The 15,129-nt window shown below is 43.8% G+C and carries 15 protein-coding genes; 6 read left to right on the forward strand and 9 right to left on the reverse strand.

What is annotated here, in order from left to right; all coding sequences use genetic code 11:
- Positions 1-61: 61 nt before the first annotated feature.
- From AC1DRQ_RS00875 to AC1DRQ_RS00890, 4 genes are all read right to left on the reverse strand, one after another.
- On the reverse strand, positions 62-1,072 hold the full coding sequence (locus AC1DRQ_RS00875; protein WP_477421712.1) for a zinc-dependent alcohol dehydrogenase family protein: 1,011 nt from the start codon (positions 1,070-1,072) through the stop codon (positions 62-64).
- Positions 1,073-1,124: 52 nt separating this feature from the next.
- Positions 1,125-1,997: a universal stress protein gene (locus AC1DRQ_RS00880; RefSeq protein ID WP_477421713.1), complete on the reverse strand. Its 873-nt coding sequence runs from the start codon at positions 1,995-1,997 to the stop codon at positions 1,125-1,127.
- A gap of 173 nt (positions 1,998-2,170) precedes the next feature.
- On the reverse strand, positions 2,171-2,338 hold the full coding sequence (locus tag AC1DRQ_RS00885) for an Hsp20 family protein (RefSeq protein WP_477421715.1): 168 nt from the start codon (positions 2,336-2,338) through the stop codon (positions 2,171-2,173).
- A 7-nt stretch (positions 2,339-2,345) separates the two neighbouring features.
- Positions 2,346-2,489 carry a hypothetical protein gene (locus AC1DRQ_RS00890; RefSeq protein WP_477421717.1) on the reverse strand — a complete coding sequence of 48 codons (144 nt, stop codon included), beginning with the start codon at positions 2,487-2,489 and terminating at the stop codon, positions 2,346-2,348.
- Between the two features lie 165 nt (positions 2,490-2,654).
- On the opposite strand from AC1DRQ_RS00890, the gene AC1DRQ_RS00895 reads away from it, so the two are divergent.
- The 4 genes from AC1DRQ_RS00895 (at position 2,655) to AC1DRQ_RS00910 (ending at position 6,200) form a co-directional block, all read left to right on the forward strand.
- The gene (locus AC1DRQ_RS00895) at positions 2,655-4,136 is read left to right on the forward strand and encodes an MBL fold metallo-hydrolase RNA specificity domain-containing protein (protein ID WP_477421718.1); all 1,482 of its coding nucleotides are present in this window, start codon (positions 2,655-2,657) and stop codon (positions 4,134-4,136) included.
- Positions 4,137-4,237: 101 nt separating this feature from the next.
- Entirely contained in the window at positions 4,238-4,495 is a 258-nt protein-coding gene (locus AC1DRQ_RS00900; RefSeq protein WP_477421720.1) for a hypothetical protein, read from the forward strand.
- Between the two features lie 49 nt (positions 4,496-4,544).
- Positions 4,545-5,003, forward strand: a complete 459-nt coding sequence (locus AC1DRQ_RS00905) for a pyridoxamine 5'-phosphate oxidase family protein (protein ID WP_477421722.1) — start codon at positions 4,545-4,547, stop codon at positions 5,001-5,003.
- Between the two features lie 126 nt (positions 5,004-5,129).
- Positions 5,130-6,200: an AI-2E family transporter gene (locus tag AC1DRQ_RS00910; RefSeq protein WP_477421724.1), complete on the forward strand. Its 1,071-nt coding sequence runs from the start codon at positions 5,130-5,132 to the stop codon at positions 6,198-6,200.
- Here AC1DRQ_RS00910 and AC1DRQ_RS00915 read toward each other — a convergent pair.
- The 3 genes from AC1DRQ_RS00915 to AC1DRQ_RS00925 form a co-directional block, all read right to left on the reverse strand.
- Positions 6,197-8,881: a cation-translocating P-type ATPase gene (locus AC1DRQ_RS00915; RefSeq protein WP_477421726.1), complete on the reverse strand. Its 2,685-nt coding sequence runs from the start codon at positions 8,879-8,881 to the stop codon at positions 6,197-6,199. The two genes, AC1DRQ_RS00910 and AC1DRQ_RS00915, sit on opposite strands and share 4 nt — an antisense overlap.
- Before the next feature lie 17 nt (positions 8,882-8,898).
- Positions 8,899-9,741 (reverse strand): universal stress protein, encoded by an 843-nt coding sequence (locus AC1DRQ_RS00920; RefSeq protein ID WP_477421728.1) that lies wholly within the window; start codon positions 9,739-9,741, stop codon positions 8,899-8,901.
- A 197-nt stretch (positions 9,742-9,938) separates the two neighbouring features.
- The gene (locus AC1DRQ_RS00925; RefSeq protein WP_477421730.1) at positions 9,939-10,733 is read right to left on the reverse strand and encodes a DUF6544 family protein; all 795 of its coding nucleotides are present in this window, start codon (positions 10,731-10,733) and stop codon (positions 9,939-9,941) included.
- Positions 10,734-11,006: 273 nt separating this feature from the next.
- On the opposite strand from AC1DRQ_RS00925, the gene AC1DRQ_RS00930 reads away from it, so the two are divergent.
- Together AC1DRQ_RS00930 and AC1DRQ_RS00935 are read left to right on the forward strand one after the other, a co-directional pair.
- A complete protein-coding gene (locus tag AC1DRQ_RS00930; RefSeq protein WP_477421732.1) occupies positions 11,007-11,882 on the forward strand; it encodes a universal stress protein in 876 nt (291 codons plus the stop codon).
- 20 nt (positions 11,883-11,902) lie between these two features.
- Positions 11,903-12,331, forward strand: a complete 429-nt coding sequence (locus AC1DRQ_RS00935; protein ID WP_477421734.1) for a hypothetical protein — start codon at positions 11,903-11,905, stop codon at positions 12,329-12,331.
- Positions 12,332-12,661: 330 nt separating this feature from the next.
- Here AC1DRQ_RS00935 and AC1DRQ_RS00940 read toward each other — a convergent pair whose 3' ends face one another.
- Both AC1DRQ_RS00940 and AC1DRQ_RS00945 read right to left on the reverse strand, forming a co-directional pair.
- Positions 12,662-13,714, reverse strand: a complete 1,053-nt coding sequence (locus AC1DRQ_RS00940; protein ID WP_477421735.1) for a response regulator — start codon at positions 13,712-13,714, stop codon at positions 12,662-12,664.
- Positions 13,711-14,898 carry a PAS domain-containing sensor histidine kinase gene (locus AC1DRQ_RS00945; RefSeq protein ID WP_477421737.1) on the reverse strand — a complete coding sequence of 396 codons (1,188 nt, stop codon included), beginning with the start codon at positions 14,896-14,898 and terminating at the stop codon, positions 13,711-13,713. Before AC1DRQ_RS00945 ends, AC1DRQ_RS00940 begins: the two co-directional genes overlap by 4 nt.
- Positions 14,899-15,129: the final 231 nt, after the last annotated feature.

Here is a 15,129-nt window from a genome sequence, read left to right on the forward strand (position 1 = left end):
AAAGTTTGAATGACAAAAAGACTTGCTATAGCTAACCGCTCCGGCTTCATATAAACAGTGTTTAGGCCATCGTCAAAACCGCCGCTCCGCTGATCTGCCCCTTCCTTAATTGCTCAATGGCTTCATTGGCCTGGGAAAGACGGAATATGGTTGTCTGTGTATGAACAGGAATTGTTTTCAGTGTATCGAAAAAGTCCAGACCATCCTGGCGGGTCAGGTTAGCTACTGATTTGATCATTCTTTCTCCCCAAATGAGATCATAGGAAAAGGCAGGGATCTCGCTCATGTGAATGCCGCCGCAAATAACCTGACCGGCCTTTACCACCTGTTTTAATGCTATGGGAATCAGCTCACCGGCGGGTGCAAATATCATGGCGGCATCCAGTAGTTCCGGGGAGGCTTCCGTGCTGTTGCCGGCCCAGACGGCTCCCGATTGCATAGCAAATTGTTGTGCAGCGTCATCGCCGTTGCGGGTAAAGGCAAAAACTCTTTTTCCTTGCGCCCGGGCAATCTGGATAATAATATGCGCTGCGGCGCCGAAACCGTAAATGCCGATATTTATTGCGGCGGGATCAATCATCCGGTAGGTGCGAAAGCAGATCAGTCCGGCACAGAGCAGGGGTGCAGCTGAAACACTATGGTAATTGTTGGTGGTGAGAGGGAAACAGTACCGGGCATCAGCTACAGCATATTCGGCATAGCCACCGTCAATGGTATAGCCAGTAAAAAGGGCATAATCACACAGGTTTTCCTTTCCCTGTTTGCAGTATCGGCAATGCCCGCAGGTATAACCCAGCCAGGGGACACCGACGATGGTTTTCAATGCCGGAGCTTTCACCCCTTGTCCCAATCCGGCTACCTCTGCAATAATTTCATGACCAGGGATCAGCGGAAGTTTGGGCTGGTCAAGTTCACCATCGAGGATATGCAGGTCTGTTCTGCAGATACCGCAGGCCAGGATCTTCAGCAGGACCTGTCCATCGGCCGGTTTGGGTACCGGTACCCTTTTAAGGATAAGCGGCTGACCTGCTTTTTCGAATACCATGGCCTGCATGAACCCGGGAATTTCCATTTTAACGCAATTAGAGTTTATTTTAAGGAACAACGTTTGTGCTGGGTATGTTTTAAATAGCCGTGCAGCAGTCAGGCGGAAATACCAGTAATGGAATAGTGATATGCTTAGCCAGTCGCTGCGTATGACTGCCCCTGATCAGTTTCGAAAGAAAATGATGCGGGCGGTGAACCATGGCCAGTATATCGATTTGGCTGTGTTCATAAAGCCAGTTCAGGCCTTGATCTATATCGATACTCCTGACATGACGGTAGTAGATTTTTGGATAATTGACTTTGTCTGATACTTCACTGAGAAAATTAGCTATCGCCTGCTTTTCTTCAGGGCTTTCATATTTTTCATCGGTAACATGACTAACCAGGATTTCCGCGTTGAAATAACGCGCCATACCGGCCAGGGAATGAATTACCTCAGTATCGCCCTTACTTAAATCGGTAGCAAAGGCAATCTTTTTAATAGGCTTGTATATAAAATCAGCGGGAATAAGGATAACTGGGAAATTGGCTTTTTCTATCAGCTCCCTGCTATTGCTGCCCAGGAAAAACCGACTGAGACCGCCTGCACCCGACATGCCCATCACCACCAGGGACATTTTCTGTTCATCCATCACATTTCTGATCACTTCGGTTACCGAGCCAACCTCGCTGCTGTAACCAATGGCCGGCTGGTAGCCTGGTGGCGGGATCTCTGCCTGTTCCTTGAGCTTTTCTACAGACAGTTCCAGTTGCGCTGTTATGGAATTTTTTATAGAAGTATAATCTTCCAGCGGCCATACAACCTGCGGCGCCATCGGGGCCTCGATAGGCACTGAAATCGCGCTGCATAGCCTGATCCCTGTTTTCATGCTTTTGGCCAGTTGCAGGGCATAGCGCGCTGCATTATTTGCAGGCGCGGAGAAATCGGTAGGGACTAATATCGTTTTCATTCGGGTGGTTTTGAAGTGTTATGCTATACAAAGTTTGATTTTTTGCTTCCCACGGTAAATGACCCTGGTCATTTGTGCATATGATAAGGGGCATAAAATATAATGCAGATCATCATTTACATGTGTTATAGATTACGGTTGAAGAAAAGCGCCAGACAGGGACTTTTCCGGTATCATTTCGAGTTGTTTGAACTGATAACCAAACCGTCCTGTATGTTATCCGGCGGGCTGAACATACGGGTGAAAGCCGTTTTTGAAAACTCCTTACGGGTATAGTTTTCTTTTTCTTCTTTTTGCTCATTACTGTTTTCCGGGCTGATCGTCATCAAACCATTTTCCATAGAGATCTTAAAATCTTCCTTTTTTAAAGCCCGGTGCCGCTATTTCCAGCTCAAAAGTATCTTTTGTTTCCCGGATGTTCACTGCAGGTAATGGCTCACTTGAAAAAAAGGGTTTGTCAAAGAACCTGTCGGTGTTCCAAAAATCTTCCATCAGTTGATATGATAATTTATTTAATGTTTATGGTTCAAATTTCCCCTTATCTCTGGCGAATCACGATGACCCGAATCAGTTTTCATGGTGACGTTCGTCAATAATTTGGCTTCGCCGGTGCGCTAATTTTAGGAAAATATAAATCACATTTAAAAGCCATTAATCATGAATAACGAAAATGATACTCCTCATAACGAGGCTGTTTATTTACAGTCTTTTGGGGCCGCAGAAACCGTTACAGGTTCTAAGCACCTGCTGCAAACACCGGATCTGAACATCCTGGTAGATTGTGGCTTATTTCAGGGTATTAAGTCCCTCCGGGAACGAAACTGGGAAAGACCGCCGGTTGAACCTTCAGCCGTCGATGTGATGATCCTCACCCATGCTCACCTGGACCATTGCGGTTATATTCCGCTATTCATCAGGAATGGTTATCAGGGTAAAATTTACATGAGCAAACCCACGCGTGACCTGACGGAGCTCATTCTGCGGGACAGCGCAAAATTACAGGAAGAAGATGCTGATAAAGCCAATAGGCACGGTTACAGCAAGCACCGGCCGGCCGAACCGTTGTATACGACAAAGGACGTGGAAATCGCGCTGCAGCAGTTTAGCACGCTAGAACCCGGACATGCCTTCCGTTTAAATGAGCAGATCTGGTTTAAGTTTTTTCCATCCGGTCATATTTTAGGGGCATGTTCTGTGGAAATCACTTGTTATGGAAAGACGATCGTGTTTTCCGGTGATATTGGTCGGTATCATTCAGAATTGCTTCCCCCGCCTGTTCATCCGGTCATGGCCGATTTTGTGGTCATGGAATCCACTTACGGGGATCGCGTGCATGGTGCAGCTGATCCGGCGGAAGCATTTGATCTGGCTGTCAAGGATACGATTTTTCAGCGCGGTAACCTGCTGATTCCCTGCTTTGCTGTGGGCCGGGCACAGGATGTGATGCATATTTTATACCGGCTGAAAAACACCAAAGAGATACCTCAGAGTATCCCGGTTTTCCTCGACAGCCCTATGGCGGCTTCGGCCGGCCGTACCTTGTTGAAATACCCGGGTTGGCTAACACTTCCCGAGGCTGAAACAGCCCGGATGTTCAGCGGGATGACTATCAACCCGGATTACCGCCATACGGAAAAAATCATCCGTCAGAAAGGGAGTAAGGTCGTGCTTGCTGCAAGTGGGATGCTCACCGGTGGCAGGGTATTGGAGTATCTTAAACATTACCTCGGGGATGCAAAGAACACGGTTCTGATGATCGGATATCAGGCTGAAGGTACCCGTGGAAGAGCCCTGCTCAACCAGGTCCCGGAAATTAAGATACATGGACAATATTATCCGGTTCGAGCGCGGATTTTGGAGATCGGTGGCTTATCAGCCCATGCCGACCAGCGCGAATTGCTAACCTGGATAAAAGGATTTGAACCGGTGCCTGCGGAGGTCTTTCTCGTACATGGTGAACCCTGCGCGCAGGAGGCCCTCCGGGTCAAGCTAAAGGATGAACTTCGCGTTCCCATTACGATCATGAAGGAAGGCCGACCAAAGTTGTTGTTCCTGATAAATCGTCGTGAGTTAAAAGTGCAGCCTCCTACTGAAATGGAAAATAAACATGCCGCTGAACAGGCTGGTCTGCCCGCCTGAAAAATATAGAAGATCAGGCTATTTTGTGCCGGATATCATTTTTTGAGAAATCGGTGGCGCCTAAATTTGGTAGTACATTTCGGTTTAAATAAGGAGGAGATATGCCAAGTCTGAAATTTAATTTTTCGCACCCTGTTAAAGGCCGCGCCTGTTTGAGGCGCCTTTGTGGTGATGTGCAGTCAGCGCAGCAGATACTGGTTGACAGTAAAGGAAAAAAAGATTTTGAAGTCACTCTCGGCCCATGTGATGATGGCAGATACCGATTCATCCTGGAATGGGAATATGAAGACAGGCAATTTACTCATCTGACAGAATTCCTGATTCATGCACAGCAACTGCGGTTGCACCCGGACGGATAAAACTACCCCGGATCGGAATATTCGATTGTTAACTATTAAACAGTCCGCCATGTTAGGAGAATTAAATGAAAACCAGATAGAGACTTTGTTAAAAAGTCAGGTGATTGGCCGGATCGGCTGCCACGCCACAGGGACAACCTATATTGTTCCTGTGAATTATGTCTACGATGGCACGTACATCCTTGCACACTCTACAGACGGTCAGAAGATCGGTATGCTGCGGGAAAACCCGGAAATATGTTTTGAGGTCGATCATATAACAGATATGGTTAACTGGGAATGTGTAATTGTCTGGGGTGTTTTTGAAGAATTAACGGAGCTGGAAGAAAAACAACGGGCAATGCAGCAACTCATCGACCAGATCGGCCCTTTTCTTAAGGGAGCTGACACCCATCCGTCGCATGGTATAACGGCCAGGGAAAGCGATATTGGAAATGACGTTGAGCTCATTCTTTATAAAATCAATATCAGCAAGAAAACAGGGCGGTTTGAACAAACAGCCAACTGAAAAACCTTGCCAATATTTATCTGGTATGCTTACCCAGCTGGCTACTAATTATTTAGTAAAATAAAAAGGCTTATATTGGGTAATGAAAAAAAGCGCATTGCAAAAAGTATAACCTAACTGTACCCTATGATCAATAAAATGCCGATAACCGTAAAACGTGCTATAGAATTAATTGGTCTGTTTGTTTTAGGAACTATCGTAGTGGCCGGAAATACAATCATAATGCCATTGTTAATGGCATTTTTCTTCAGCCTGATGCTCTTGCCTGTATTTCGTTTTTTCAGAAAGCTAAAACTGCCTGAAGCCATTGCTGTTTTTTTGCCGATATTATTATTAACTATTGTAATGGCCTTGATCATTTGGTTGTTCTCCAGCCAGGTAGGAGCTTTGTTAGATGATTTTCCGCAAATAGAACAGACTGTAGCTAAACATTTAGATAATTTAAGTATATGGATAAGCAACTCATTTGGGTACTCTCCGGCAGAACAGTTGAAATTCATTAATGTACAAAGCCAAAAACTTTTCAGCTCCCTGGGCGGTGTTTTGAAAGGTGCAGCAGGGTCTTTGACAAGCATAGTCATATTTATAGGACTGTTGCCCATATATATGTACCTGATCATGCTATACAGGAATCTTTTTTTAAAGTTCGTGCTGATGTGGTTTAAACAAAACGAGTATCAAAATGTAGAAGAAGGTATCCGGCAAACAGAGCAAATGGTAAAAAACTACCTGATTGGTTTATTGATACAAATTACCTATATCATTATACTTTTAGGCGGAATATTGTGGCTTTTTGGTATTCAAAATGCGTTACTGATCGGGATTATTTTTGCTTTTTTGAACCTTATTCCTTACCTGGGTGCCTTAATTGGTAATATTTTAGGCGTATTGTTAACCCTTGCTTCATCAGATAGTATTGCCGATGTACTGATTGTATTAGGAGCTATTACGTTTGTGCAGTTGCTGGATAATAATATTTTGATGCCACGTATTGTAGGCTCACAGGTAAAAATTAATCCGCTTGTTTCCATTCTTGGAATTATTATAGCAGGAACCATGGCAGGTATATCGGGTATGTTCCTGGCCATGCCCGTTCTCTCTATTTTAAAAATAGTGTTTGACCGCTCCGAAAATTATAAGCAATGGGGGGTATTGCTGGGCGATGAGCGGCCGGTAAAAAGCCTGATGAAAGTTTAATTATATTTTTTCTGTATGGCTTTGAAAGTCTGGACAACGACCAATGGTAACATACCCACTGTTATTGCGGCTACCCATAATTTAAGCGGAAGTACCGATAGCCCTAAAACCAAACGCATACCGGGTATTGCAAAAACCATGAGCGTAAGGCCGCTGCAGATGAAAATGGCGATCCATACAAATCTGTTCCTGGTAATTTCATTATTCCAAACACCGGACCCATCCGATGACATATTGAACACATGAAATAATTGTGCAAACGTGAGCGTGATAAACGCTACATTATTACATACCTGGTCATCGCTATGAATCACCTCTTTACAATAAACGACCGCAATAATTACTGCCGAGGTCATGGCTGCGGAGTAGGAGGCAATAACCATCCAGCCTTTATTGGTAATGATTTCTTTTGCAGGATCTCTGGGTGGTTTCTGCATCACGGTTTTATCGCCCGTGCCTAAACCCAGTGCCAGTGCCGGGAATATGTCTGTAACCATATTTAAGAACAGGATCTGCAGGGGCAGTAAAGTAGCCGCGGGGGTAATAATGCCCAAGAGGGTCACAATAAATATCTCACTCAGATTACAAGACATCAAGTAGACCACAAACCGTTGAATGTTCTGAAATATTTCCCGGCCATGTGCCACCGCCTCAGCAATTGAAATGAACGAGTCATCTTTCAAAACAATACTGGCCGTTTCTTTGGCTACCTGGGTTCCTCTGATCCCCATAGCGATACCAACATCTGCTTTTTTTAATGCTGGTGCATCGTTAACACCATCGCCTGTCATGGCTACAATAGACCCGGCCTTTTGAAAAACATCGGCAATTTCCAGTTTTTGTTTAGGTGAGGCACGTGCAAAAACAGCCGTAGCCAAAATACGCTCCCTCCATTCTTTTGTTAATGAGTCACTTGCTGGCAGCTCCCTGCCGGTGATCACATTTTTGTCGCCGGCATCAATTAAACCTACTTCCCTGGCTATATTTAATGCTGTTTGCGGGTGGTCACCGGTGATCATCACCACTTTAATTCCTGCATTCCTACAAGTAAATATGGCCCCCTTAATATCTGTTCTGGGTGGATCAAGAAAACCGGCCATACCAATATACACCATATCATTCAGATAATTGTGGTCATTGAGTGCATCATCCAACCGGTAAGCAAATGCCAATACCCGCAGTCCGGTGGTTGCCATTTGCTCCGATTTTAAAAGTATGGCATTCCGGGATTCTTTATTCAACGCTTTGATTAGCGTACCAGCTTGTATTTTACTGCATTTCTCCAGCAATCCTTCAACAGATCCCTTAGCGGCAGCAAAATGTCCTGATGGCGTTTGGTGTAACGTACCCATCATCATGATTTCTGAACTAAACGGAACTTCTCCGATACGTACATATCGTTTGATTAATGCATCTGTATCCAAACCCCCGGCTATGGCTATTTGTATTAACGCAACTTCCACCGGATCTCCGGAAAACTTCTTTTCCCCGCCGCTCTTTTCGTCTGTTGTAATAACGACATTATTGCATAAAATACCAGTTAACAAGAGCTTTTCAAAGTTTTCGGCGCTCACATTAATCACACCGTTTGGAAATGTTAAAAGATTATTTTCTATATGTACGTTGATACTTTCCTCCGGAAAGGCGAATGTATCCGCATAGATCTTATTTTCCGTTAAGGTTCCGGTCTTGTCTGTTAGGATTACTCCGGTACTCCCCAGCGTTTCTACTGCGGATAATTTCTTTACGATAGCATTACGCCTGGCCATCAGCAACATCCCATAGGATAAAGCAACCGTTGACACAATAGGTAAACCCTCAGGTATGGCAGCCACCGCCAGCGCAATGGATGTCTCGATGATGATCAATACTTTCTTACCCTGAATAAATCCTGTTCCCGCGAAAATAGCGGTCATGGCCAGTGTTATCCAGATCAGTTTCCGGCTCAATCTATTCAGTTTTTTATCCAGTGGGGTGGCGGTATCGGCCGAATTTTCGACCAAAGCAGTAATGATACCTAATTGCGTATGTGCTGCAATACCAGTGATCACCATTTTTCCGTTCCCGTTGAGCACGGACGTGCCTTTAAAGACCATGTTGTTTTGATCGCCGACCACCGTATCTTCAGTTAATGCTGCTGTGTTTTTTTCGGATGGAAGCGATTCGCCGGTAAGTGATGATTCATCACATTGTAAGCGGTGCACTTCTACTAAACGGCCATCTGCCGGGATTATATCCCCGGCCTCCAGGGGAACCAGATCACCGGGAACCAGTTGTTCGGACGGGACTGATTTGGTTTTACCATCACGGATCACCTTTGCCAGTATGACGTCCATTTTTTTGAGCGCGTTCATGGAACTGCGTGCTTGTACTTCCATAAAAAAGCCAATCAGCGCATTGATGACAATAACAACCAAAATGGCTATGGTCTCCAACAGATCCTCAAAGTAAAGTGAAACGGCCGCCCCCAATACCAGGAGGTAAACGATTGGGCTCCTGAATTGAACAAGCATGATCAGCCACAGGCTTTTTTGCTTTTGAGTTTTGTAAGTATTAAGTCCATAGGATTTACTGCGCTTTGCAGCCTCATTTTGAGGAATGCCTTTATGCTCGTTCGTTTGAACAAGATTTACAACTTCCTCCATGGATAATGAAAAAGGGTGATCTAAGGGATATTTCATTATCATTTGGTGAGCGCTTATTTGTTTTCCATTTTATTAAAGGTAAGTAAAGGGATTTTTCCATAAAAGGAGTAATTCTCCGCATTGGAAGGAAAAAGCAATTTTTCAAACATGGACCTTGACTGATGGGTAAACAAAACCAAAAGGGATGGTTTACTGATCTTAATGGCATCGTCAATATCTTCCAGCAAAACATTTGTGATATCTCTTTTTCTATTTAGAATATGCACCGTATAATTCGCTTTTTTCTTTAACATGGCCTCCATAAACGCTTTATCAAATGCAAATTCATAAGGATAGGAAATATGCATCATCTCCACACTCGCACGGATAGGCCGTGCAAAGGCAATCACTTTATCGAGTTCGCGCTCGTAATCGGTCATGTCCGATGCATAAAGAATATGCTTTAATTCTTTGAGATGATAAGTACTTGGAATGCATAGCACGGGTATAGCAGAACTAGAGATCAGCTTAGCAGTATGGGTTCCGAATATTTTTGTCAGGGTGCCCGCACCACGGGTACTGATGCATATATAGGCGCAATGATGCCTGTTCGCATAATCCATGATCCCATCCACCACATCGATATTAGATACCAGTACCAATTGATGGCCGGTTTCAGGTTCCTCGATAGCCTTGTAGATTTCGGCAATAAATGTAGATAGCTCTTCAACCGTTTTTTTTCTAAAGTTATCAGCATACGCTTCAAAGGCTTGTTTGCTCCATTTGAAGGGTTTTAACAGGTGGTATACGTGAAGAATGATCAATTCGGCTTTGCGTTGCTTCGCCAGTTTAATGGCAAAACGGATTGCAGCCTTCGAATTGGTGGACTGGTCGGTGGTAACAAGTATCTTTTCCATAGTTTTATTTATTGGTGATTTAAAGGTCAATTGAGGAAGAGCTTGTAACGCTTTGGCAATAGTAAACGCTGCATTTTGAACAATGGCTTACTTACAATTACAAATATTTGTAAAATGAATCGGTTATATAATGATACCTGGCATTAGAATAAATGATTCAAATCACTAATTCATTTATTAATGGTGTTTGATATCGCTCAATCAAATATATTGGTCTCCAATGCATCGATTTTACCCTTGAAGTAGCAGTAGTCTTCATTCGGCATTTTCCACTCTGCCCTGAATTCCGAAGGGAATCTGAGCCCGTTTCTTTCTATATAACCTCCGGCATATGCAATCCATTTATACTTTTTAAAACCTTCATGATCTGTATAATAACGGTCTGAAGTTTCAATGCGAAGCAACTCATGGTGTTCATTGAAGTAGAATATACCGCTTGCCGTAACACCCTGATCATGAATGGTCCCTTCCAGGGTATAAGGATCCAGTTCCCTCCAGCTGATATAGGGTTGTAAAGCATAGGCCGGAATCAGCATGGTTTCTGCCAGGATCGTTACCAGTTCTGCCGCATCCATTTCTTTTCCCCGGGTATCGGATAGCGTGAAAATATTCATCAGCTTGACCAGCATACTTCCCTTTCCGTTTTGATATTTATCCCGTGCACCAAACGGAAGTATACCCATTAATCTGGATTGCATATACACAATCCTTGCGGGTACAGGTAAAAAGTTTACCTGTTTACATACCAGGGGAGCCCAGCTTTGATGATAGGCTGTTTTTAAGAATGCATCCTTCCAATTGATTTTCCAGCAGATCACATTTTTTTTACCGGCAAAGCCAGAGGCCGACAGACACTGTTGCAGGACTTCTGGCAAATCTGCGATATCCCGGAGCGATCGGTTTGCCCCGGTCAGGTGATACTGATCGGTTTCTGCCTGAACTTCTGCGTTAAAGATCTTTTTAAGAGAGGTGAAAGCCTTAAATCCAAACATGGGATGATATAATAATAGAGTCAAAATAGTCCTGGTGCTGATATAATTATGATCGTGCTAAAAAGGATCCGGTCAAAACCAATGCTGCTCAAAAATGCGGTGATATTGCGCTGTGAAAAATGCCGAAGCTCATTTTAATTCAGAAAATATCAGCTACCGCCGAGTAATATGACTGTTTTATCCGACATAAGATCACCATAAGATATGACCGCCATCAGTTTTATACTGCACACAATTAGGCAGCTTTACATGATAAATTAGATGTGTAAAGTCATGAAAACAATAGTAATTACCACCGATTTTTCAGACGGCTCGAAACAGGTGGCCCGTTATGGATTTGAACTGGCCAAACAATTAAGAGCCGATGTGACGCTTTGTAATGCCATGATCGTTCCGGCAGAAATCCCACAGACTGGTATTGTTGGCTGGCCGCCTGATGTTTTTGAAGAGTTGATGGAAGACAGTACAAAGGAATTAAACAAGCTCAAAGATGAATTGGTTGCTGTTAAATCAGTGACAGGTGACGGATTTAAACCTGTAGTGAGCTTTGTAAACCAGGCGGGTACTGTATGCGATGTCGTTAATCAGGTCAGTGATCTTCAGGGTGCTGGTTTAGTAGTGCTTGGCTCACACAAAAATGAAGGTTTAGGCCAATGGCTGATAGGTAATCATGCCCAAAGACTGATTGACAATTGCAACGTCCCTTTATTGCTGGTTCCGGTTGGAACCCATTTCAAAAAAATCCGGAAAATAGCATTTGCCACAGACTTCGAAAATCTGCAGGAAGATTTGAACTGCATCCATAAACTGGTAGAGGTGGCTAAGCCATTGAATGCCGGTGTTTTGCTGATACATGTCAATAATAAAAAACAGGCTACGTCACAACTTCAACATTCCCTGAGCGAAATAGTAAAAGAACTGACTGAAAAGACCGGCTATCCTGAAATTGATTGTCAGCTGATCAAGGGAAGCTGGACTGAGACTGGACTGGATTGGCTGAAGGACGAACATGGCCAAGTGGAAATGCTGGCGATGGTTCATCGTAAACATGGCTTTTTCAACAGCCTGTTTATAGGCAGCCATACAAAAAAAATGGCCGCTCACATCGATATCCCCTTACTGGTTTTTCGAGACAAATCATCTGTTTAAATTTATCAAATATCAAAGTTATGAACACGAAACAAACCGACAGTCAACTGGAGTACGAACTGCAGGAACTGTATATTTTAAGCGAGCACTGGTTGCAGGACATTTCTTTTATGGAGGATGAAATGCGTTTTTTTAAAAATATCCTGCGCAAATACCAGGAAGCGGGCCTGCTAAATGAAATGCCATGCAAAGCGACAGGCTTTACAACAAAAATTCAGGAACAAGAACAGCGTCTGGATTTCCTTAAAATAAAGATTCCGGAATTTCTTCATTTTCTTAAACCATTCATTGAAAACTCAAAAACGGAAATGGACTTTGCTTTTCTCGAAAAATATAATAAACTGGAAGCGGAATTAAAGACCTTGTTTGCAGAAGTGAAAACAACCAAAAAAGAATTGTTCACTTACACGGAAGCTATCATGACAACGGAAAAAGTAGAAAAAAAATAATGATCCCACATGGATTTATATGAATACCACCGGCGTACTGACCGATTTTTCAGAATGATCCGTGTACGCCACCCGTTTTGCCATGCATAGGACAAAAGTATTAATTCCGCGGTAGCTATGGCCGTAGTATGCTCCTCCTCTAACAGCGTTACCTGGAAACATTCGCGGATTTCCACCCGGACGCAAACGATCAGCTGTGCAAAAAAGATCATTGGGATATCAGCATTCCCGGAAGAATCCGGCTAACTGCTTTCTGCTTGGCCGATCCTAGAAGTATGATAACCTCTATGGAATGAGCTGTATCAGTATCTGGTGAATTGTTGACCTGTGTCAGTTTTTCATTTTAGCCAATTTTTCCGGATTGAGGATCAGAATCAGGCTGCCTTTCTTTTCTATAAGCCCTTCGTCTTTAAAATCGGAAAGGGTCCGGCTTACGGTTTCAGTCGCCATTCCCGCCATGGCCGCGAGGTCTTCCCGGGTGATCTTAAAGCCCTCATTTTCGCTGCTTTGCTGCCGGTGTAACCGTGACAGGGCTTCCGCCATTCTTTTTCGGACTGAATGGTAGGCCAGCTGCATCAACTGGTCTTCCTTGTACCTGATGTCATTGGCCAGCAACTTAATAAATTCACGGGCTACTTCGGGATACTGATTAAGCAACAGTTCCACCTGGTCCTTAGGGATAAGACATACCGTGCTGTCTTCAAGGGCGGTTGCCGTATCCGTATAAGGCTCATTAGCTAAAAGCGCATTGGCACCCAGGTATTCATCTGTACCATAAATTCCGGTCATCAGTTCACGGCCGTCTTCGGCCAGTCTGATGGTCTTGACCTTTCCGCTGGTGACCAGGTAAAGGCCGTTGCCTTTATCTCCATCATAATATATGACCTGGTTCTTTTTAAATGTCCTGATTTTTCGTTCCTGTATGATCTTTTTAAGCTCCGCCAATCCGTCGTTTTTACCGATCAGATTGCTCAAGCGGTCAAGCGATTTACTGTAAAAATTCCTTTGAATTTCCTGTTTCTTCAGCCGGCTTTCAATGGCATTCAATAAGTCCATATCATCAAATGGTTTGGTCAGGTAATCATCCGCACCCATTTCCATCCCTTTTCGCTGGTCCACCCGTTCGGCTTTGGCCGTCAGGAATATAAAAGGGATAGCACAGGTCTCGGGATTTTTATTCAGCATATATAAAACCCCGTACCCATCCAGCTCCGGCATCATGATATCGCATAAAATAATGTCGGGCGGGTTTTTAATGGCAAGTTCCACCCCGGTTTTACCGTTGCTGGCGTCAGCCACCGCGTAACCGGCCAGTTCCAGTATTTCAACCACGTTTTCACGGATGTCATTGTTGTCTTCAATGATCAATACTTTTTTGCTCATGATTTCGGAAATTTAATGGTGAACATGGTTCCCTGGTTGATGTCGCTTTGAAACTCAATCTGGCCATTCATCAGGCCGGCGTAGCGCGCTACGATATTTAGGCCTAATCCGGTTCCTGGGATATTACCGGTGTTATGCGCGCGGAAAAATGCCTCAAACAGATGTTTTTGGTCGGTTTCCGGAATGCCTATTCCGTTGTCTTTAATGGTGATCAGACAAAATTGTTCACTGATCTCGGTGTTAAATTCTATGAAAGTGTTTTCTCCTGAATATTTTATGGCATTACCGATGATGTTGATTACGCAGTTTCTGACCAGATTTTGGTCCAGGATGATCAGGCTGCTAATCCCGGTATGCTGGTAAATAATGTTTTGATTTTGTTTGGCCACCATTTGCATTTCCTCCGTAATCTCTTCTGCAAGCTTGACCAGGTCAAAGGAGACGAAGGAAGGGGTTACTTTCCCGGCTTCCAGTTTTTCCAGCGATAGAAAATCGTTCAGGATGGCTGTAAGGTTACCGATCGCGGTTTTTATTTTAACGACATGCTTGCTGATGTTTGGATTATCAAAGGGCTGCGCATATTTTTCTATCAGAGAGGATGATAATTGTATCGCACTTAACGGCGTACGGAATTCGTGGGATGCCATGGACACGAACCGGCTTTTCAACTGTCCAAGTTCTTTTTCTTTTTCCAGAGAAAGGCTGACTTCCTCTTTGGCCTGCTGTAAAGCCTGTACTGATTTTTTTAGGGACAGTGTCCGGTCCTCAACCAGTTCTTCCAGATGGGCGGCATATTCCTTTAATTGCTCCTCTGCTTCCATTTCCCGGCTAAGGTCATGGATAAATCCGGCATAGATCTTTCTTCCCGAAAAAGGAACGTCACTCACCCCCAGCTTGAACGGAAAGGTGGTGCCGTCTTTGCGTAAGCCGGTCACTACCCGGCCAATACCAATAATATGGGGTTCATTGGTCTGCTGGTAACGATTGATGTACCCGTCGTGTTGCTCCCGATAAGGTGGCGGCATCAGCGTAGAGACATTTTTTCCAATCACCTCTTCGGGAGTACAAAGGAATAGTTTGCAGGCCGCGGGATTGATCGTTTCCACGATACCTCGTCCATCGATCGTAATGATACCATCAATAGCATTATCGATAATCGCTTTTAACAGGGCGGTGTTTTCCATATGTTGATTTTATCAATACTGATTGTTGATCACAAATATTGGTAATCAGAACAATATAATATATAATTTTTTTGGTGCAAAAAGGTGACGATGGTCATTTTTTATTCAATCATTTTAATATACCGGAAATTGAGAATTGGAAATGGACCGATTACTGAAAAGTTAGTAAAAGATTGATCGTTTTTGCATACCAGCCAGGTTCCAGAAACCCGCAGGCATCATCACGATGAT

The sequence above is a fragment of the Mucilaginibacter sp. P4_E8 genome (assembly GCF_056401495.1).